23 protein-coding genes, 2 pseudogenes and 1 riboswitch are annotated in these 19592 nt (G+C 66.5%); of the genes and pseudogenes, 6 read left to right on the top strand and 19 right to left on the bottom strand.

Features of this window, described 5'->3' with window-relative positions:
• Window positions 1–4: 4 nt before the first annotated feature.
• The 3 genes from KY499_RS04115 to KY499_RS04105 form a co-directional block, all read right to left on the bottom strand.
• Window positions 5–976: a metal ABC transporter substrate-binding protein gene (locus tag KY499_RS04115; protein WP_258190958.1), complete on the bottom strand. Its 972-nt coding sequence runs from the start codon at window positions 974–976 to the stop codon at window positions 5–7.
• Window positions 977–1064: 88 nt separating this feature from the next.
• Window positions 1065–1364: a hypothetical protein gene (locus KY499_RS04110; RefSeq protein WP_219886284.1), complete on the bottom strand. Its 300-nt coding sequence runs from the start codon at window positions 1362–1364 to the stop codon at window positions 1065–1067.
• A 23-nt stretch (window positions 1365–1387) separates the two neighbouring features.
• On the bottom strand, window positions 1388–1696 hold the full coding sequence (locus KY499_RS04105; protein ID WP_219886283.1) for a helix-turn-helix transcriptional regulator: 309 nt from the start codon (window positions 1694–1696) through the stop codon (window positions 1388–1390).
• 131 nt (window positions 1697–1827) lie between these two features.
• Here KY499_RS04105 and KY499_RS04100 point away from each other — a divergent pair, with 131 nt between their 5' ends.
• Complete coding sequence (locus tag KY499_RS04100; protein ID WP_308813079.1) at window positions 1828–2943, top strand: GTP-binding protein; 1116 nt, start codon at window positions 1828–1830, stop codon at window positions 2941–2943.
• A complete protein-coding gene (gene ykgO / locus KY499_RS04095) occupies window positions 2940–3062 on the top strand; it encodes a type B 50S ribosomal protein L36 (RefSeq protein ID WP_011693081.1) in 123 nt (40 codons plus the stop codon). Before KY499_RS04100 ends, ykgO begins: the two co-directional genes overlap by 4 nt.
• A 180-nt stretch (window positions 3063–3242) precedes the next feature.
• Here ykgO and KY499_RS04090 read toward each other — a convergent pair whose 3' ends face one another.
• Both KY499_RS04090 and KY499_RS04085 read right to left on the bottom strand, forming a co-directional pair.
• Window positions 3243–4067 (bottom strand): cation transporter, encoded by an 825-nt coding sequence (locus tag KY499_RS04090; RefSeq protein WP_219886281.1) that lies wholly within the window; start codon window positions 4065–4067, stop codon window positions 3243–3245.
• Window positions 4067–4396, bottom strand: coding sequence for a helix-turn-helix transcriptional regulator (locus KY499_RS04085; RefSeq protein WP_219886280.1), 330 nt, complete (start codon window positions 4394–4396; stop codon window positions 4067–4069). The genes KY499_RS04090 and KY499_RS04085 overlap by 1 nt, the downstream gene beginning before the upstream one ends.
• Before the next feature lie 47 nt (window positions 4397–4443).
• Here KY499_RS04085 and KY499_RS04080 point away from each other — a divergent pair.
• A pseudogene (locus KY499_RS04080) lies at window positions 4444–4632 on the top strand (M23 family metallopeptidase); the annotation flags it as partial.
• Window positions 4633–4684: 52 nt separating this feature from the next.
• Here KY499_RS04080 and KY499_RS04075 read toward each other — a convergent pair.
• From KY499_RS04075 to KY499_RS04035, 9 genes and pseudogenes are all read right to left on the bottom strand, one after another.
• A complete protein-coding gene (locus tag KY499_RS04075) occupies window positions 4685–5587 on the bottom strand; it encodes a cytochrome c oxidase assembly protein (protein ID WP_219886278.1) in 903 nt (300 codons plus the stop codon).
• A gap of 2 nt (window positions 5588–5589) precedes the next feature.
• Window positions 5590–5847, bottom strand: coding sequence for a hypothetical protein (locus KY499_RS04070; RefSeq protein ID WP_219886277.1), 258 nt, complete (start codon window positions 5845–5847; stop codon window positions 5590–5592).
• A 30-nt stretch (window positions 5848–5877) separates the two neighbouring features.
• Entirely contained in the window at window positions 5878–6513 is a 636-nt protein-coding gene (locus KY499_RS04065) for a DUF3105 domain-containing protein (protein ID WP_219886276.1), read from the bottom strand.
• Window positions 6506–7463: pseudogene (lgt, locus tag KY499_RS04060) on the bottom strand (prolipoprotein diacylglyceryl transferase). Before lgt ends, KY499_RS04065 begins: the two are co-directional and overlap by 8 nt.
• A 12-nt stretch (window positions 7464–7475) precedes the next feature.
• Window positions 7476–9074, bottom strand: a complete 1599-nt coding sequence (locus KY499_RS04055) for a multicopper oxidase family protein (protein ID WP_219886275.1) — start codon at window positions 9072–9074, stop codon at window positions 7476–7478.
• A gap of 40 nt (window positions 9075–9114) precedes the next feature.
• The gene (locus tag KY499_RS04050; RefSeq protein WP_219886274.1) at window positions 9115–9864 is read right to left on the bottom strand and encodes a cytochrome c biogenesis CcdA family protein; all 750 of its coding nucleotides are present in this window, start codon (window positions 9862–9864) and stop codon (window positions 9115–9117) included.
• Between the two features lie 4 nt (window positions 9865–9868).
• Complete coding sequence (locus KY499_RS04045; RefSeq protein WP_219886273.1) at window positions 9869–10768, bottom strand: F510_1955 family glycosylhydrolase; 900 nt, start codon at window positions 10766–10768, stop codon at window positions 9869–9871.
• A gap of 80 nt (window positions 10769–10848) precedes the next feature.
• Window positions 10849–11445, bottom strand: coding sequence for a DUF305 domain-containing protein (locus KY499_RS04040; RefSeq protein WP_219886272.1), 597 nt, complete (start codon window positions 11443–11445; stop codon window positions 10849–10851).
• Between the two features lie 141 nt (window positions 11446–11586).
• Complete coding sequence (locus KY499_RS04035; protein WP_219886271.1) at window positions 11587–12054, bottom strand: hypothetical protein; 468 nt, start codon at window positions 12052–12054, stop codon at window positions 11587–11589.
• Window positions 12055–12521: 467 nt separating this feature from the next.
• A riboswitch (cyclic di-AMP (ydaO/yuaA leader) is annotated at window positions 12522–12716 on the top strand.
• 6 nt (window positions 12717–12722) lie between these two features.
• On the opposite strand from KY499_RS04035, the gene KY499_RS04030 reads away from it, so the two are divergent.
• Entirely contained in the window at window positions 12723–13484 is a 762-nt protein-coding gene (locus KY499_RS04030; RefSeq protein WP_219886270.1) for a C40 family peptidase, read from the top strand.
• Between the two features lie 107 nt (window positions 13485–13591).
• Here KY499_RS04030 and KY499_RS04025 read toward each other — a convergent pair whose 3' ends face one another.
• A complete protein-coding gene (locus tag KY499_RS04025; RefSeq protein WP_219886269.1) occupies window positions 13592–16135 on the bottom strand; it encodes a heavy metal translocating P-type ATPase in 2544 nt (847 codons plus the stop codon).
• Window positions 16136–16155: 20 nt separating this feature from the next.
• Window positions 16156–16476 (bottom strand): metal-sensitive transcriptional regulator, encoded by a 321-nt coding sequence (locus KY499_RS04020; protein WP_219886268.1) that lies wholly within the window; start codon window positions 16474–16476, stop codon window positions 16156–16158.
• Between the two features lie 350 nt (window positions 16477–16826).
• Here KY499_RS04020 and KY499_RS04015 point away from each other — a divergent pair, with 350 nt between their 5' ends.
• Window positions 16827–17288, top strand: coding sequence for a hypothetical protein (locus tag KY499_RS04015; protein ID WP_219886267.1), 462 nt, complete (start codon window positions 16827–16829; stop codon window positions 17286–17288).
• Window positions 17289–17311: 23 nt separating this feature from the next.
• Here the strand turns inward: KY499_RS04015 and KY499_RS18525 are convergent, their stop codons facing one another.
• Window positions 17312–17497, bottom strand: a complete 186-nt coding sequence (locus KY499_RS18525) for a hypothetical protein (protein WP_308813078.1) — start codon at window positions 17495–17497, stop codon at window positions 17312–17314.
• Entirely contained in the window at window positions 17494–18279 is a 786-nt protein-coding gene (locus tag KY499_RS18520) for a hypothetical protein (protein ID WP_308813077.1), read from the bottom strand. Before KY499_RS18520 ends, KY499_RS18525 begins: the two co-directional genes overlap by 4 nt.
• Before the next feature lie 160 nt (window positions 18280–18439).
• Here KY499_RS18520 and KY499_RS04000 point away from each other — a divergent pair, with 160 nt between their 5' ends.
• Window positions 18440–18769, top strand: coding sequence for an Lsr2 family protein (locus tag KY499_RS04000; protein WP_219886265.1), 330 nt, complete (start codon window positions 18440–18442; stop codon window positions 18767–18769).
• Window positions 18770–18854: 85 nt separating this feature from the next.
• Here KY499_RS04000 and KY499_RS03995 read toward each other — a convergent pair whose 3' ends face one another.
• Entirely contained in the window at window positions 18855–19511 is a 657-nt protein-coding gene (locus KY499_RS03995) for a GIY-YIG nuclease family protein (RefSeq protein ID WP_219886264.1), read from the bottom strand.
• Window positions 19512–19592: the final 81 nt, after the last annotated feature.

Here is a 19592-nt window from a genome sequence, read left to right as displayed (position 1 = left end):
GGGGTCAGGAGCAGCTCAGCGCGCTGCGCAGTGCTTCGAGGTTCTGACGCATGACCTTCTCGTAGTCCAGGCTGTCATCTACCAGGCCTTCGAGCGGGTCCAGGACCGCGGTCTTGATGCCCAGGTCCGCGGCGAGGGTTTCGGCGACCTTGGGATTGACCAGGGTCTCGGTGAAGATGGTGGTCACCCCTTCATCCTTGACGACCGTGCCGATTTCCGCCAGACGGGCCGGTGAGGGCTCCGTGTCCGGTTCCAGACCGGAAATGCCCACCTGTTTCAGCTCATACTTGTTCGTCAGGTAGCCGTAGGCCTCGTGGGAAACCACGGCGGTGCGGGTCGTGCAGGTCGCCAGCCCCTGGCTGAAGTCCTGATCCAGTGCCGTCAGTTTCCCGGTCAGGGCCTCGGCGTTGGCCTTGTAGGTGGCAGCGTTGCCGGGATCGACCTCGCCGAGTTCAGCGGCGACTGAGTGGGCGGCCTTGGCCAGGCGGTCCGGATCGAGCCAGAAGTGCAGGTCCATCCCGCCGGTCTTTGCCTCGCCGGCGTGGGCTTCTTCGGATTCCCCTGCCTCTGAGTGGCCGGCCTCCAGGTTCGCTTCGGCGGACACGTCCACAACGTTCGCCGGGGACGCCTGTTTGATGGCGTCATCGACGGCGGGCTGGAATCCGGAGAGATACACCACGGCGGCCGCGTTCTCCAGCGATGCTACAGAGGCAGGGGAGAGTTCGAGGTCGTGCGGTTCGGTGCCGGGCGGGGTCAGGGATTCGACCTTCACCAGAGTCCCGCCCACCTGCTCGGCCACATACTGCAGCGGGTAGAAGGACGCCATCACCGTCAGTGGCGCACCGTCCGCCCCGGCCGTGCCCGAGGCAGACGTTTCCGCCGGAGCCCCGGAAGCGCAGGCGCTCAGGGAAAGGGCGGACAAAAGGGGCATGGCAAGAGCAAAGCGGGTGCGGGTTTTCATGAGATTGATTCTCATTTACATGAGAATCATTGTCAATTTGGTCAGCCGGGGTGCCCGGGTTGGTGGCCCGGCGCCGGAATGTTCCCCGGCGTCCGGGGGGGACTCAGTGTTCGTCGTAGTGGTCGCCGTGTTCGGCGTGGCGGTGGCCGTCGTGGACGTAGTCGACGTGGTCCCCGTGCTGGACGGTTTCGTGGTTGCAGTCATCCGCGCCGTGGCGGTGGTCCCGGGCTGTGTGTTCGGCCGGATCGTCGTGTTCGTCGTAGTGGCCTTCGTGCTCGGCGTGGCGGTGGCCGTCGTGCAGGTAATCGACGTGGTCCCCGTGCTGGACGGTTTCGTGGTTGCAGTCATCCGCGCCGTGCGTGTGCTCGGCGAGGGTGTGTTCTGCCTTGACTTCCTCGGTCATGATGACTCCTTTTGTAAGGGCAGTCAGTCGGCCTGGCTGCCGTGGTGCGGTTCCCGGCTGTGGGCGATGGTGTCGCGGATGACGTGGGCCACGTGGTCATCGGCCAGGGCGTAGAGTGCTTCCTTGCCTGTACGCGTGACGGTGACCAAATTGTTTCCCCGCAGCGTTTTCAGGTGCTGGGAAACCAGCGGCTGGGACAGCTGTGTTGCCGCCACCAGGGTGCTGACCGATGACGGTTCCCCGGACAGGACAAAGAGAATGCGCAGGCGCGAAGCGGTCGAAAGCGCCTTGAACAGCTCAGCGGTCCGGATCAGGGTCTGCTCGTCAGTCATCATCAATACATAAACATACGTTGATACTTCGACGGGGTAAAGATCTCATTGAAGGCCGGGAGGCAGCATGGTCAGCCTTTTGCAAATGAGAATCCTTCGCATATAGGCTGGCGTTCATGCATGTGACCGTTGTGAGTTCTTTGGATGTTTTCTGCCGGCAGCAGGTGTGCGCCGCCCTCGCCGCGGAGTCACCCGGCGCCCTTGTCGTTTTTCATGACCTGCTCGAAGACGGACTGGTGATCCGGCGGGTTTTCCGGGAGGGCCGGCGCGTGGAGCGGGAGGAATCGACGCTGGAACATGGCTGCCTGAGCTGCACCGTGCGCCTGGATGTCGTGCCCACGGTGAGCCGGCTGTTGGCGCGGGGTTCGCGGATTATTCTGGGTCTGCCGCCCGCGGTGGCCTCGGCAACGGCCGTGCACGCGCTGCTCAGAGGCCTCGGCGCCGCGGTGACGATTGACTCAGTAGTGCTTGCCTGCGCACCGGATGCGGTGGAGGACCAGATCTGGGACCGCCACACCCTGTTCGAATCCGGTTTCACCCCGGTGCCGGACGATGACCGGACACCGGGGGAATTCCTGATGGGCGAACTCTCCTTCAACGACACGGTCCTGCTGGCCGATCCGGCCCTCGTGCCGGTGGACCCGGCAGCCCGGACCCGGGGAGTCCAGCTCATCAAGGAGATCGCCCCGCACGGGGCGGTGACCGAAAGCGCCGGCGACGTCCGGGCCGGCCGGCACAACCTGGCAGAGGCAACAGCCCGGACCGTGCCCGGCTCGGTGCGTGTCCCGGCGGAATCCTCCTCGCCCTTCATTACGGTGGTGCAGCGGATTGTCCGGCCCCTGCATCCGGAGCGTTTCCGCCACGCCCTGGCCGCCATCGCCGAAGGTTCATGCTGGCTGCGCGGCCGGCTCTGGGTGGCATCGGCCCCGGGTTGCAGGATCGCCGTCCAGGGCATCGGCCCGCGGGTATGGCTGGAAAACACGGGCCCCTGGCAGGCGGGGCGGAAGGGCCTCCCGTTCATGTCCCCGGGGCCCGGTCCCGACGCCGTGCTGGACTGGCATCCCGAATTCGGGGACCGCGGAACCGTGCTGGCCGTCACCGGCGATGACGTCGACGCCGCCGAAATCGCCTCGCTGCTGACGGCCTGCGAGCTCACCGAGGCGGAAATGGCCACCGGCACAGACTCGTTCCCTGATCCTTTTGACCTGAACGAAGCAACCGAAACACCACAAAGGAGCACATCATGAAAGTACGCAACTCACTGAGGGCACTGAAAAAAATCCCGGGAGCCCAGATTGTCCGCCGCCGCGGCCGCACCTTCGTCATCAACAAGAAAAATCCCCGGATGAAGGCCCGCCAGGGCTGACCCACCGCTCCGGAGAGACTGGCGCCGCGCAGCCGACCCGCCAGGGCAGCCGTCCGCACGGCGGGGCCCGGGAGACGAACGGCGGGCAGCGTTGTCCGGCTCCCGGTGGCCGCTATCGGCCAGGGGCCGGGCAGCAAAGCCGTTCACGGCAGGGAACGGAAGTTTCTTGCCCGCCCCTGCTCAGTCCTGATGTCGCAGTTCTGTCGCAGCTGTGCGGATCACGTTGGCGTGGCAGCAGGAGCAACCCCCAGTGTCCGCGGCGGTCCTCGTAGTCAGAGTCAGCGGCCGGGCACCGGACGTCGTCAGCGACAGGGCGGGCGCGAGGTCCGGCGTGGAAGGAAGGTGCCCGGGCGTGGGCTCGGACGCCGTCGGGCCAGGCGTGCAGCAGCTCTCACCCTTCCAGGCATCCCGTCCCTCCTTGAGTGCCACCGCTGCTATGACGAGCGCCGCGACCGGGTCAGCCCAAGACCAGCCCAGGGCGCTGTTGAGCACCAGCCCCAGCAGCAGAACACCTGAGAGGTACGTGCACAACAGGGTCTGGCGTGAATCGGCGACAGCCGAGCGCGAACCCAGCTCCCGGCCGGCGCGCCGCTGCGCCAGGGACAGGAACGGCATGACCGCCAGGCTGACCGCGGCCAGAACGATCCCGACCGTTGAATGCTCCGCCTCCCCGGCACCGGAGAGCGAGAGCACCGCACTGATGGTGACGAAGGCGGCCAGGGCAAAAAAGGCGACCGCGATCAGACGCAGCGCCGTCCTTTCGCGCGCCTTCGGGTCACGGCCGGAAAACTGCCAGGCGACCGCGGCCGCCGAGGAAACCTCGATCACCGAATCCAGCCCGAAGCCAATCAAAGCACTGGAGGAAGCAACCGTTCCCGCGCCGATGGCGACGACGGCCTCCACCACGTTGTAGGCGATCGTCGCTGCCACGAGCAACCGGATCCTGCGGGCAAGAATCGACTGCCGGCCAGCCACCACTCCGGCCTGAACCTGGCCGGCACCCATCAGCAGCACCCCGCACCGGCGCTGTCGGTGCACTGCGCCGGATCAACCGCCAGAACAACACCAAGAAGGTTCGTCAACGCCTCCCCCAGCCTCGAATCGGCCAGCTCGTAACGCATCCGCCGCCCCTCCGGGACCGCGACAACCAGACCGCAACCGCGCAGACACGCAAGATGATTCGACAGGCTCTGCCTGCTCACACCGATCAGATCAGCCAGCTCGCTCGGATACGCCGCCGCGTCCCGCAGCGCCAACAGAACCCTGGCCCGGGTGGGATCCGAGAACGCAAACCCGCACTGGGCAAGAACCGATGACTGCGTGACTGTCTGCATACAACCGATAGTACATCAACAACTGAATCCATGATTAGGTGTACTCATTGGACCACGGCAACGGCCTGAAAACCACGTACAACCATCTGTCCAGCATCGGTGTCTCCCTCGGGCAGGTCCTCGCCCGGGGCGCAGTGATCGCCGGCGTGGGGACGACAGGGAACTCCACCGGCTGCCATCTCCACTTCGAGGTCATGTTCAACGGCCAAACGGCCAATCCCGCCGCGTTCATCTGAGCTGGCCGGCCGCGGCTCTCCGAAAAATCCGGGCCCGGGAGGACTTTACGCATCACCAGGCACCGCGGCGTGCGTGCGGGCCGCTCAGGTGGCCGCGGTTCAGCGCCTCCAGCTGATCATCGGTGAGGTTGTCGAAGGAGGCCGCTTCGTTCCGGTCGCTGCGGGCGAACCGGACGAACATCAGGATGATCAGCGGCACGTCGACGATTTCGGCCAGGAACCACAGCAGGTCACCGGCGAGCTGCTGGTCCCGCAACGCCCCGGGCAGCCAGCCCGGATGCCCGGTCAGGGCCTGTGTTGCCCCGTCCAGGATCTGCGGGCTGATGCGCATCATGATCCCGGGAACGGCATCGGCGACGAGTTCGATGAACACGTAGATGAATTCGACGATGATCAGCGCACTGACGGCCTTGGTCGACTCCTCTTCGATGATCGGCACCACCATCAGCATCCCGGTCAGCGGCACCAGAATGGTCAGGGCCGCGTCCCAGAGCGGGTCGGTCCGGAGGGGATGGAACAGCGGTGCCAGGAAGAGGGTGAACAATCCCAGGCCCAGCAGCGCGGCGACGACGGTGTTGCTCAGTGCCCGCATCACCGCGTGTCCCAGAAATGACTGGAGCCGTGCCGCCCCGGCCGGTCCCAGCGTCTCCCTGGCCAGGGTCAGGGGCTTGCCCGCGGTAACGAGGAGCGGGACGATGAACAGGTATGCGGTGATCTTCAGGGTGAAGGCCCAGCGCAGGTCGTGGCTGTAGACGCCGGTGAAGCCGAAGCTGAGCGCCGCGAAGCTCCCCAGCCCCAGGACGTAGAACGTCAGTGTTCGCCGCCACGGCCAGCGGATTCCTTGGCGCCCGGCGGCGTGGAGGCCGCGGGCATACAGTACAGCGGCGGGGACCAGGAAGACCACGGCCGGCCAGTTCACAGTCCACGCGGTCAGGACAACGTCCCAGGGCGGCATGCTCAGCGTTTCTTCGTCTCGGTGCGCCCGGCGATAACGGCCCCGATGAGGATCAGCAGGCCCCCGGTGGGGTAGCCGATGAGGATATCCTGGGTGATGCTCGGGCCTTGTCCGGCCGGGGCCAGGTGGGCGATCCAGTGGCCGATGGCGACCAGCGCGCCGGCGGCCATGAGGACCTGTCCGAACCGGACGAGCCGCCGGTGCCGGCGGTAGCGTGACTGTGGGTCGGTCGCGGGTTTGGGCCTGTGAAATTTCTTCATGGGGTTTCCTTTGGTCGACGGGTCGGATGCTTAGCTGTTGACGCCGCCGGTGCAGGGAGCCCCGGGCTCCGGCGCGTCCGGGGACTGGGCGTAGGCGCGGATGAAATTGGCAATGCGCGGATCGGCTGCATCGGTCACGGTCAGCTGGGCGCCCCACGCCGTGGCCGTGATTCCGGTCCCGGAGTCCGTACCGGGGCTGAGCAGGACAAAGGGCTTGTCCGTGGCCAGGGCCGTCAGCGTGGTGATGTCGGCGGCGGCCAGTCCGGAGCCGTACGTGATGCTGACGGCGCCGTGTTCCAGGGAGTGGACGGCACGTTCCTTATTGACGGGTTCGGTGTAGATCCCGCAGTTGGTCCAGGTGGCCGCGTGATCCCCGCCGACGCCGGGTTGCTGGGGATAGTCGACGGTTGCCTCGACGTGGCTCCGGGACAGGCCGGTGAAGGTCTGGATGCCTTCGATGGGTTGCTTGGCGGCCTCGGCGGCGGCGTTCTTTTCCTGGACGGACCCGAGGATGGTCAGGGTCACGGCGGTGATGATGCCGGCCAGGAGCAGTCCGAATCCGCCGTAGAGGAGGATGTTGAACCGGCGCTGTTTGGCCCGCTGCTGGTTGCGGAGATCGGCGACGATGCGTTGGTTTTCGGCGCGTCGCCGCTGTGCGTTACTCATGCGTGGCTTCCTTTACAGGCGGGGCGGGATCCACGACGTCGTTTCCTGAGGGCGGGCTGCCGGGCGCGGGGTCTTTGGGGGCGGGTTCGTTGGGGGCGGGCGGGACGGTGGAGCGGGGACGGGTCCTGAGCTGTTGGAAGAGGACGAGCCCGGCCAGGAAGAGCAGGCCGGCGACCCAGGTGTTCACGCGCAGGCCCAGGATCAGGTTGGCCGGGTCCGAGCGCATCAGTTCAAAGGCGAAGCGACCGGCGGTGTAGGAGACGATGTAGAGGGCGAACACGGACCCGGCGCCGAGGGTGTAGCGGCGGTCCAGGAAGATCAGCAGCAACGCCGCGGCCAGGACCCAGAGCGATTCGTAGAGGAAGGTCGGGTGAAAATAGCCCAAAACCTGCGGAGCGCCGTCGGCGCCGGTCAGGGCTTGGCCGGTGACCGGGTCCATGGCGTGGATCTGGAGTTTCCAGGGCAGGTCCGTGGGTTCGCCGTAGAGTTCGTTGTTGAACCAGTTGCCCCAGCGGCCCAGGCCCTGGGCGATCAGCAGGCCCGGTGCTGCCGCATCCACGAACGCGGCGAACGGGACGCCGGCGCGGCGGGCCCCCGATCAGTGCTCCTACGAGTCCGAGGGCAACGGCGCCCCAGATCCCGAGGCCGCCTTCCCAGATCCGGAACGCACCCCAAGGGTCGCGTCCGGGGCCGAAATAGAGCTGGTTGTCGGTGATGACGTGGTAAATCCGGCCGCCGACGATGCCGAAGGGCACTGCCCAGGTCACAATGTCGAGGGTCTGGGAGGTGGTGCCGCCGCGGTCCCGGAGCCGGCGGGCGGTAAGCCAGACCCCAACGACGATGCCGGCCAGGATGGCGAGGGCGTAGAAGCGGAGGGTCAACGGCCCGAGCTGGATGGCGCTGGCGACAGGGGAGGGGAAGAAAAGCTCTGTCGCGACAAGGGTGTTCATGGTCGGGTTCCCTTATTTGATGTAGGAGAAGACGCCCATCATGCTGCGTTCGGCATGATAAGCGTTGTGGCAGTGGGTGAGCCACTGGCCGGGGTTGTCGGCGTCGAAGATCACCGTGACTGTTTGTTTGGGCCGGACTATGACGGTGTCTTTCCGGGCGCCGTCGGTTCCGACCTGAAAGGTGTGGCCGTGCAGGTGCATCGGGTGCCACATGTCCGTTTCGTTGACGAACCTCACCTCTACGCGGTCGCCGGCTTTGATTTCGAAGGCGTCGCGGAACGGGTCGTTCATGTCGAAGCGGCGGCTGTTGATGCCCCAGTCGTACTGCATCATGCCGCCGGTGAGCCGGAGTTCGTGGGTCCGGTCCGGGGTTTTCGGGGCGAAGCTGACGCCGGGGTCGGCCTTGAGCTGGCCGCCGTCGACGACCGTGCCGTCAAAGGTGAATGGCAGGGTCGCGGGAAGCGGCTGCTTGCCGGTGCCGGTGCTGATGAATCCCAGGGCCTGCCCGGTCTTGCCTTCGGGCAGGGCCAGTACCGGGGTGAATCCCTCCGGTACGGTGAGCAGGGCGTCGATGCGTTCGCCCATGCCGAGCACGACGGCGTCGACGTCCTGGTGCTGGACGGGGAACCCGTCGGTGTGCGTGAGAGTGAGCGTATGCCCGGGGACGCCGACTCGGTAGGCGGTATCACCGGCGGCGTTGATGATCCGGAGCCGGATGACATCCCCGGCTTTGGCGGCAAGGACATCGGCTTCTTCCGGTGCCTTGGCGTTGAAGAGGTGGAGCGGGAAGCGGACGTCACCGGCGTCGCCGCCGAGGAAGTCGCTGCGGGCACCCATCAGCATATGACTCGTTCCCATGCCCGGTGCTCCACTGGTGCTGGTGGGGGACGGCTTGGAGCCCATGGGGCCGTGGTCCATGCCGGGCATGGAGGTCCCGGACATCCCGTCCCCGCCCATGGACATTCCGCCGGAGAGTTCTTCCATGACCTCGTCCGGGGTGCCGGTGACGCCGTCCAGCCAGTCGTCCAGCACGATCACCCAGTCCTGGTCATAGACGAGCTTTTCGGCCGGGTCCTCGATGATGAGTGCGCCGTAGAGGGCCCGTTCGCGCTGCATCTCGACGTGCGAGTGGTACCAGTAGGTGCCGGGGTGGGGCAGCAGGAATCCGTAGTCGAACCCGGCGCCGGCGGCGGTTGGATCCTGGGTGATGTGCGGGACGCCGTCTTGGTCGTTCCGCAGTGCCAGGCCGTGCCAGTGGATGCTGGTCGGATCCTTCAGCCCGTTGGCCAGTCCGACCTGGAGCCGGTCACCTGCCGTGGCGCGGATGGTGGGCGCACTGAGTCCGCCGTTATAGCCCCACGTCGTGATGGCCTTCCCGGCAAGGGTCGTCTGGAAGGCTGACGCTGTCAGGTCCTGGGTGACGGTTGTTCCGCTAAACGCCCGGAGGGCCTCGTAATCGGCGACGGCGGCATCCGTGGGCAGGACCCGTTCCGGCAGGCCTGCCGGGGCCTGGGTATTGGCGCAGGCCGCAAGGGCCGCCGTGGCGGCCGTCGCGACGGACAGGCCCAGGAAGCGGCGCCGGCCCAGATGATAATCGGTGTGAATGCTCATGTGGAGTCCTTCGGGGGCGGCCGCATGCGGGCCGCCGGTATCAGATGGGGGTGAGGAAGGTCCCGGAGAGGTTCTGGAGCTGATAGATCCAGCTCACCCAGACCCCGGAGACCATCAGGATGCCCAGAACGATCAGCAGGGACGCCCCGGCGATATTAACGATGCGAATGTGCCGGCGGACGAACGCCAGGGCGGTGCTGACCCAGTTCAGGCCGAGGGCGGTCAGAACGAAGGGGATCCCCAGGCCCAGGCAGTAGGCAAAGGCCAGGAGCGCCCCGCGTCCGGCGCTGCCGGTCGTCACGCTTAGGGACAGCACGGCGCTGAGGGTCGGACCCATGCACGGAGTCCAGCCGAGACCGAAAACAATCCCCAGCAGCGGTGCGCCGGCGAGCCCGGTCCGGCGGCCGAGGCTGAGCTTGCGGGTCTGCTGGAGCCATGGGACGGCGCCGAGCAGGGCAGCGCCCATCAGGATCACCACCACGCCGAGGCCGCGCATCAGGGCATCCTGCCAGCGCAGCAGCCAGGAGCCGATCGCGCCGAACGCGGCCCCGTAGAGGGTGAAGACCGCCGCGAAGCCCAGGATGAAGAGTCCGACCCCGGCCAGGACCCGGCGGCGGTTCTGTGGCTGCGTCGGGTCCGTCAGCCCGGAGACAAACCCCAAATACCCGGGAACGAGCGGCAGGATGCATGGTGAGAGGAAGGACACCAGGCCCGCCGTCATCGCCAAGGGAATGGCGATCAGCAAGGCACCTGAAAGTACGGTGGAAGCGAAATAGTCGCCGATGTCCACCGGATCAGTCCGCGTCGGAGGGCCGGAACGTCGCCCCGCCGTCGGTGGACACGATCACACCGGTTGCGGTGGCGGCCCAGATCCATGGGCTGCCGTCCGCGCCTTCCATTGCGGCGATGGCCTGAACGCCGCCGCTGATCGTCCCCGTCTGTTGCCAGGACGTGCCTGCGTCGGGGGAGTAGTACACGGCCCCGTCCGGTGCGACGCCGATGGCTTCCCTGGAGCTGGCGAACGCGGCGAACTGGATCAGAGGGGCCGCCGCATTCAGCGTCCAGGTGGTCCCGCCGTCGGTGGAGCGCTGCACCCCGTCCGTGGTGGTGGCCAGAACGGTATCACTGTAGGGGTTCCCGGCCAGGACAGCCGGCATGAAGTCTGCGGCGACACTCTGCCATGTAATGCCATCAGTGCTGGTCCGGAGGGTCCCGTCGAACGCAACGATGCCGGACTTCGTGGCGGCGAGGGCGTGGAAGTCCGATTCCTTCTGCCTCGAGAGCTGCTGCCACGTCCTGCCGCCGTCGGTGGTCTTGAGCAGCCCGGCCGGGTTGGGCAGGTCCGAGCCCGGGCCCGGATGCCCCGAGGCGTAGAAGACGTCCGGTTCCATCGCTGCGGTGAAACCCATGTAGTCGTTGGTCGGTCCGATTGTCACGGCAGGGGTACCGGAGACGTCGAACAGTCCCTCGTGCGTGGCCAGGAGCACCTGGCTCGTTTCGCCGTTAACGCTCAGGCCATGGACGTGGGCGCTCGGCAGCCCGGACGCGGCGCCTGCTGCTGCGGACGATTTCGAGCCGTTTGCGGCGGACGGATCGGTGGTCGCCGGAGAGCAGGCGGACAGGGCAAAGATCACGGCGGCAGCCGCGGCGGTGCCAATCGCGGCGGGGGGCCGGTGGCGGTGGAAAAGAGGCATGGAAGGCTCCAAACAGGGGATAGGAAGATCGGTGACGCGGTGCCGGCCACGCAACGGGACCGGCGCCGTGATGCAGTTGGCTAGAGGGAGCCGAGCAACGTCTGCATTTCCTGGATTTCTGCCTGCTGGGACGTGATGATCTCCTTGCTAAGGGTCACCGCGTCGGCGTTCTGGCCATCGGCCTCCTCGGTCCTGGCCATCATCACGGCGCCCTGGTGGTGCGCGATCATCTGGGTCAGGAACAACTTGGCTGCGTCGGCGCCCTGTGCCGCCTGGAGCTTGGACATGTCGTCACTGCTCATCGTCCCGGACATGCCGCCGCTGGCCATCGGTTCGGGCTCATTCCACGTCTTCAGCCACTCGGTCATGGTGCTGATCTCCGGGGCCTGGGCGGCCTTGATTTTGGTGGCAAGGGCAGTGACCCGGGGGTCGATGTCCTGCTTCTGGAGGATGATGTCGCTCATCTCCACCGCCTGGCTGTGGTGCGGAATCATGCCCTGGACAAACATGGTGTCGGCGCCGTTGTGGTCCCCGGCAGCTATCGGGGCGGAACCGGTGGACGCGCCGGAGCCGCCCGTGTCCATACCGGGCATGCTGCCGCCGGAGCCGGCGGAGCATCCGGCCAGGGCAATCGCGGCGGCGACGGCCGCGGCGGAGAGGGTCAAAAATTTTTTCATGAAAATCGGGGGTCCTTCTAGACATCAACCGGCACATGGAGCCGTTGGCTGGTGACGCGCACGACAAAGAAGCCGGAGTTCCGGCAGGGCACGTCAGGATCAGGGCTTATGCGCCGGGCAGAACACGGCGCAGCTCAGCCTTTACGTCCGGCTGATGCAGAGGTCACCCGGAGAAGGAGCCCCGGGCAGATACGGGTAAGGACGGAAGCCGGCCGGCAACGCGGCCGGGACGGTATCGGCAAAGGGCGTGGTCCCCGGCAACGGGGCCTCCAACGGCGGATGGCCCGGGGAAGGAATGCAGGCGGCGGCCATGCCCGTCATCGCCGGGCAGAGGCCCGCGTCCGCGCACGAAAGCCCTGATAGGGACTCCGGGCGCTGTTCAGCCGGGGCGCCCTGGCGTGCACCGCCGCCCGGGGCGGGCATGATCACCGCGGAAACCTGCGCGTCCAGGGATGTGTCCACGCCAAGGCCTGCGGCGGTCGCCGGCAATACGTGGGAGCCGCTCATGAGGTGCATCCCAATAATCCCGGCAATGATCGCCAGCATTCCGGACAGCAGGGATGCACGGCGGAAGAGCGCCATGGCTCGCCCGGGCAGGGCTGCGGTCATGGTGTTCCTCCTTTCCGGCAGAGCATGATTCGTTCTAAGAATACCGGCCTGGAAAGTTTCCGGCGCCTGCCGGGGTCAACGATCCCGGGCGCAGTTCAGTTTCATCCGGCTCATCAGCTGCCCGTTCAGACCAGCGGCGACCGTGGAGAGGGACATCAGGACGGCACCGGCGCCGGGGGAGAGGACCGTCCGGCGACCACCAGCACGCGGCGACCTGCATGTCCTTGTCCGACGGAGGGAGTTCCTCGGCCGCGGCGCGGACGACCTGCCGGGCCTCGCGAGGGGTCATGGCGATGCCGCGCTTCGCCACCAGGGAAACCCCCGCACGTGGGACCTGCCGGGGCCCGCCGGCCGGGGGCTGCTGCCCCGGGGCGCCCCGCTCGGCCGCTGTCGTTACCTGAATGTGACATCCCCGCGGTTTTACCGTACGGTCGAATCCGTGCCGATTTTCTCCGGGAACGGCACTCCCGAGCCGATTGCCTAACTCTGCCGCTGCCCGGGATCCGTTCGCAAAATCGTCCGGCAGAGACGGGGAAACCACATGTTGGCCTGTTCTCAGGCCTTGGGGTGAAGCCGCACCACTGCATCTTTTGCAGGGACTGCGGCCGGGTGTCTCCCATCCGAATCCGACAGCTAACCCCGCAGGCATTGGGAGAGGCTACTTTTTCATGTCCACACGCAAAGCTCACGGCCGCCGCCGCGCGGTCACCGTACACACCAGCCCGCTCGCGACAATCTCCAGGACCGTTGCCGACAACGCCGGCGGGCTGGGCCGCCAGGCCGCCGTGATCGCCGCCGCGTCGGGACTGGTTCTGACCAGCGGAATCGCCGCCCAGGCCGCCGAGGCCCCGGCACAGCGGGATTCTGCCCCCGTCTCAAACCTTGAGGTGTCCAGCCAGGCGGCGGCGCCGCTGAGCGCTGACTCCAGCGTCCGGATTTCCTTTGAACGCCCCGCCGTCGCCACCACCGCGGCGCCGGTCATCGAAAAGCCTGCGGCAGTTGTTGCAGCACCCGTGCCGGCGGCGGCCGTCCAGGCGCCGGCGGCAAAAGCCCAGATCACCGTCAGCCCGCAGGCCGCGGCGGCGCCTGCTGCTGCTCCGGCGGCAGGCGGGGTCAATGCCGCCATGGTATCCGCCGCCTACGCGCAGCTTGGTCTCATTCAGGACTGTACCCGTCTGGTGGAAAAGGCCCTGGGAACAGCCGGCATTCCGGTTGGCGACCTGGGCCCGATGCAGTTCAAGAACTACGGGAAAGTCGTCGGTACCCCGACGCCCGGGGACATGGTCATCCAGCCCGGCCACATCGGAATCTATGTCGGCGACGGCCAGGTGCTCAGCTCCGGCATGAACGGCAAGAACCAGACCGTTGTGCATCCCCTGTCGTGGCTGACCGCTACCGGCCCCGTCACGTTCGTCCGCGCGGGCGCCTGAGAAGTATCCGCTGAAGGGCCGGTGGGGTTGCTGCCTTGGGGGCAGTAACCCACCGGCCCTTGGCGCGTTCAACGGCGCTTCCCCGTCGGGTCGCCGGCCTTGGTGCTTCAGGCCTGCCTGGCCGGAACCGGCAGCGTGGCCTTCGATTCCGCGGGGGAATCCTGAAGGGTTGTCGCGGCGAAGCGGCGCAGACGCAGGGAGTTGCTGACGACCAGGACCGAGCTGGCGGCCATCGCGGCGCCGGCGATCATCGGGTTCAGCAGGCCCAGCGCGGCGACCGGGATCCCGAGGGCGTTGTAGAAGAAAGCCCAGAACAGGTTCGTCTTGATGGTGGCCAGTGTCCTGCGGGATAGCTCGATGGCCTGGGCCACCTGGCCGAGGTCGTTTCCCATGACCGTGAGGTCGGCTGCGGCGATCGCGACGTCCGCCCCGCTGCCCATGGCAATGCCCAGGTCGGCCTGGGCCAGGGCCGCGGCGTCGTTGACGCCGTCGCCGGCCATCGCCACGGTAGCCCCGGATGCCTGAAGCTTCCGGACCGCCTGCACTTTCCCTTCCGGGAGGACCCCCGCCAGGACATCGTGGGCCGGAATGCCCACGGCGGCGGCAACGATCGCCGCGACGGCTGCGTTATCGCCGGTCAGCAGGATGGGCCTGAGCCCCAGGTCTTTGAGCCGGGCAATCGCGGCCGCGGAGCCATCCTTGACCGTATCAGTGAGGCTGATCATTCCGGCAGTCTGGCCATCGACGCCGACCCAGATCACGGTGGCGCCCGTTTCTTCCTGCGTTTTCAAGGCCGTTTGATGGCGGTCGGTCAGGATGATGGCGTTGTCCTGGAGCCACCCGGCGCGCCCGGCGACCACGCGGCGGCCATCGACGATTCCCCGGACGCCTCCACCGGGTGCGCTCTCAAAGCCGGTGACGGCCCTCAGCGGTCCTTCGCCCTTGGCCGCGCGGGCGATGGCGCGGGCAATGGGATGCTCACTCGCGGCTTCAACGGCGCCGGCCAGGGCCAAAAGCTCCTCCTTTGCGGCCCCGGAGAAGCTGTGGATACCTGCGACGGAGAGCCGTCCGGTGGTCACGGTGCCGGTTTTGTCCAGCACGATGGTGTCCACGGTCCGGGTGCCTTCCAGGACCTGCGGTCCCTTGATCAGGATGCCCAGCTGCGCGCCCCGGCCGGTTCCGGTGAGCAGGGCCGTCGGGGTGGCCAGACCGAGCGCGCAGGGGCAGGCGATGACCAGGACCGCGACGGCGGCGGTAAAGGAGGCCTGCGGGTCAGTGGTTGAAAGCATCCACACGGTGAAGGTGGCCGCAGCGATGGCCAGGACGATCGGGACGAAGACAGCACTGATCCGGTCTGCAAGCCGGGCAATCGGCGCCTTGCCGCTTTGTGCCTGGCTGACAAGTCTCCCCATCTGGGCCAGTGTTGTTTCGCTGCCGACACGGGTGGCCTTCACCAGCAGCCGGCCGTTGGTGTTGATCGTAGCCCCGGTCACCGTGTCGTCAACGCCAACCTCGACCGGCAGCGACTCCCCGGTGATGAGCGAGGTATCGACCGCGCTGTTCCCGTCGATGACGAATCCGTCGGCGGGAATTTTTTCACCCGGGCGGACGAGGAAGACGTCGCCGGGCTGCAGCCGGTCGGCCGGTATCAGGGACTCGACGCCGTCGCGGAGCACGGTGGCTTCCTTGGCCCCGAGGTTTAAGAGCGCTTTCAGCGCGTTGCCTGCGCGTTGTTTGGCGTTGGCTTCAAGGTACCTGCCCAGCAGCAGGAACGTCGTGACGACGGCGGCGACTTCGAAGTACAGGGTGTGGGCGCTCATCTCCATGCCGGTGTGCCCGGTCAGCGACGGATCGGCAAACAGCTGCCAGCTGGAGAACAGGAACGCTGCCCCCACCCCGATGGATACCAGCGTGTCCATCGTGGAGGCCAGGTGCCGGGCGTTGACGGCCGCGGCGCGGTGGAAGGGCCAGGCCGCCCAGGTGACCACGGGCAGGCTGAGCGCGAAGGCCCACCAGCCCCAGTGCGGGAACTGGGCGGCCGGGATCATGGAAATGATGACCACCGGCAGAGTGAGAACGGCGGCAAGCAGCAGCCGGGGACGCAGGATCGCCGACGCGGCGGGCCCGTCACGGGACGGCTCCGGCACCGTCTTATCCGGGCCCTCCTCCGGCCCGTCTGCGACGGGTGCGGCCTTGAGCCGGGCCGTATACCCGGTCGCCGCGATGGTCTCGAGGATCTGCTGGTCCGTGATGGCGTCCGGCGCCGTGACCTGGGCGGATTCCAGGGGCAGGTTGACGCTGGCGTGGACGCCGTCGAGTTTTCCGAGTTTCCGTTCCACCCGCCCAACGCACGAAGCGCAGGTCATTCCCTGAATATCGAGATCTATAATGCGCGTATTCGTCAGGGTTCCGGAGTCCATCCTCAGGCCCCGGCGGCCACGACGAGGTAGCCGGCCCCCTGCGACCGCTTCGCCGATTTGCTCCAGGTCGAGCTCGTTTGCCGAGATGAGGGTGGCGACAGAGACACCGTCCTTGTTCAGCTCCACAGCGACCTCCTCGACGCCGTCAAGGTTCTGGAGTTCCTCGGTCACGGAGGCGACGCAATGACTGCAGTCCATACCCGAAATATTGACGGTGGTATTGACGCTCATAATGATTTTCCCCTTCATTCCTAGCGCAGCAGACGCGCGATCGCGTCCAATGCTTCTTTGACTTTCGCGTCCCCGGCTTCTTCCGATTCGGCCGCCGCGCTGACGACGCAGTGGCCGATGTGTTCCTCGAGCAGCCCGATACTGACCGCGTGCAGGGCCTTGGTGACGGCCGCGACCTGGGTCAGGATGTCGATGCAGTACGAGTCTTCATCGACCATGCGGGCTATCCCGCGCACCTGACCCTCAATGCGCTTGAGCCGCCGACGGTACGCGTCCTTGTCCGCGGTGTATCCGCGAGGGGCAACAGGGGCGCCCCCGGCCTCATCGACAGAGAGGTTCATGACGGCTCCTTCAAGCGGTTACAGGACCAATGTATACCCCTAGGGGGTATAACTTCAAGAGTTCAGGTGGAACTGTGCTGTACTCGTTCACGCCCGCGGCGGCGGGGTGCTTCGATCAGAATGATGACTCACCGCCGGCCACGGCCTGCCGGGAGAGTTTTGCTCTTGACCCGGCACAATCTGCTCCGGACCGGAGAACGCACTCATTGTCGTAGCTCTCGATGCCAGCGGGGCGCCGCCGTGTCTGTAGAGTTTGAATGTCGGAGCACCCCGACCTGCCGGTCGCAAGTCCAGACCTCAAGTCGCTGCCCGGGGCCAGCAATTGTCAGTACAGAGGATCTCAGAACACGATGACAGACGACGACGCAACAACCGGCGGTTCCCAGGCTGCGGGAGAGATTTCTGTCGGCCGCCCACGCATGCCCCTCGGCGCCCGGCGTCTTGTCCTCATCGGAGGCCTTGGGGCACTCGCAGGCGTTCTGGCAGGACGTTACTACTTCGCCGGACTGATTCTCGCGGCGGCGGGAATCACCCTGTTGGCACTGGCACTCTCGTATCGGACCGGCACACCCTGGTTCTCCCGACTGTCGTGGCTGGTTCTAGCCGCCGGTGCACTGTGGACGGCCTCCACCGCAGGGTATTGGTGGTTGATCGACGCGGCTGCGAACGGGGCGGCGAGGCCTCCCGGCAACACGTCCCTGCTCTTCTACCTGGGGATAGGGTCACTCGTGATTATGCTCGCAACTGTGCTCGCGGCCGTGATACTTAGGGGGACCCGGGCCCTCAAACCATCCGTCCCTGATGTGACGTAGTTCCCGCGCCGAGACAATCCCCATCACTGGCCGGCCGGCACCCCGACACCAGGGACTGCGGCGCCGAACCAAAGGTCTGATGGATGGCGCCGGTGTGCTGTGCGCCCACCCGCGTTGTCGGCGAGGTCCACGCGCTCCAGATAATCCTGCGACTTGGCCTTCGCCCTGGCCTTGTCCAGGCCTTTGAGACGGAAGAAGTAGACCATCACGTCCAGAACGGACTCTTTTTTGTAGAGCCGCGTTCCTCCAGGAGGTAGCCCAGCCGGGGCCCCCGTCCGCCGGGGCGAAAGGCTTCCGACCGATGCGGAGGACCCCGGCGGCGGGCTGGTAGATCCCCGGGGGTCGCCGATGCGGTCGAGGTTGAAGTAGTCCAGAACCACGAGGTTGTGTCGTGGGGCCGGTCGGCCCAGGCGCGCGTCCAGTGGGCGAAGGCGGTGACTTCGGGGAGGCGTTCGGTCGCGTTTTTGCCCCAGAGGACGTGGACGGAGGCGAGGGTGAATTCGGTGCCGGTGCGGCTGAACCCTGCGACGTACGGGGTGCGGGCGAACTGTCGCTGCGGGTCTGTTTCGAGGGGCGGGAGGACGATTTCCCCGACCAGGCCGGAAGGCTGAACCCGCTCGGTGTTGTAGAGGAAGGCGAGGCGTTCGCCGTTCCCGGCGGATCCCTCGGTCACGTCGGAGGCGATGACCCGCCAAACGGGGCCGAGGAGTTCGAGCAGGAACCGCAGCGCCGTGGTGTTGCGGCGGACTTCCTGCAGGGCGATGACGTCAAACCGGGAAACCACCTCGGCAATGCACGCCACGGCGTGCCAGTCGCGTTTGGGGGAGTCGCGGGGGCCGGCGGCCCATTTGTTCGTCAGGTCCCCGAAGGCCCTGACGTTCCAGGTCGCGATCAGGAGGTTCGCCGCCGTTTTCGCCGGCACGGACCCGTCCAGCGCAGCCGCCAGCCGGGTCAGGTCCTGCGTGACTTCCGGGGGAGCGTCGACGGCCATGCCCTTCATACAAGCACAACGGCCCGTGATCCGCTCCCGTGAGCGGATTTGAGCTGCAGGTGCACGCCGGGTCTGGGGGTGTCCGGGGGTGAAATAGGGTTGAGGGTAAAGGCTGACGTTGGGGGGGACGGCGGCATGAACCCTAAACCGAAGGACCCCCTTGGCCCGCAAAGTCTATGTCCAGCTCATCGATGACCTGACCGGCGAGGACGCCGAAGAAACCGTCCGGTTCTCTGTCGACGGCGCCGATTACGAGATCGATCTCACCACGGCCAACGCCGCCGAACTTCGCGCAGTATTGACCAAATACACTGCCAAGGGCCGGCGGCTCCGCGGTTCCTCCGCAGGCCGGGCCGGCACGGTGGCGCCGCTGGGCAGGGAAGAGACCCGGAGGGTCCGGGACTGGGCCAACGCCCACGGCTACAACCCCAGTACCCGGGGCCGGATCCGCCAAGACATCCAAGAGGCCTACACCGCCGCCCACGCCTAGCGAGAAGCGTGAGCCCCAGGCTCAGCTCATCGAACCCAAGCTGAACCTGGGCGTTCGGATGGGCCGTTATCGGCGTTCGGGTATTTCATAGACGTATTGCGCTGGCTTTCCAACGTCTGCCGACCTCGGAAGCATGCAATTGTTCCGGGGTCATGGCGTCCTTATTCAGTGGTGCCTTTGATTGTTTTCGCAGCAGCACCTCGGCGCTTTCCAGCGTTTCGTGTTCTTGGAGGCCCCTGAAGCTCATCAGAAGGTTATTGGTCATCCAGTCCGTCAGGAAGGCGTTATGTTCTTCTGCGATACGGGGATGGGCGGATTTCCCATGCCAGACACCGGGAAAGCCCATTAGCGAGGCCAGCGTTCGACGCAGGGTGGAGCCGGCGGTGGGTAGCTTATGGTGTTTGGCCCGGGTGCGAAGATTGGTTGCCTTGCCCACGTAGAGAAGGTCTCCCAGGCCTAATGGTGAGAGATGGGCTGGCCAGTTGAACGGTTCAGGCAGGGGGCCGTCAAGAAACCAGCGATAGATTCCGGGCTGGTTCATCGTGGCGGCCCAGGCGTTTTCGCATTGGGCCAGTCCAGACCATGTTCCGGTCGCTGATGTGTCGGAGGTTGGCAGATTTTGCGGGGGAGAGCTGACGGGGCTGTCGATCCGAGGTACCCGTCTGGGACGGACGGCGGCCAGATCGTTGGCGACTGTAGAGTAGTGAACTCCTAGCTGGGCGGCGATGGCTGCAGTAGACATCCCCGTGGCTGCTAATCGCTCCACTTCAGATAGTCGGATCTCTCGGCTGTTGGGCATCAGGCTCCTCAACGTTGGGTTTTG

It is taken from the genome of Arthrobacter sp. PAMC25284 (assembly GCF_019443425.1).
Taxonomy (GTDB): domain Bacteria; phylum Actinomycetota; class Actinomycetes; order Actinomycetales; family Micrococcaceae; genus Arthrobacter; species Arthrobacter oryzae_A.
The sequence above is the reverse complement of the archived record's forward strand: the minus strand, read 5'-3'. Positions and strand labels throughout refer to the sequence as shown.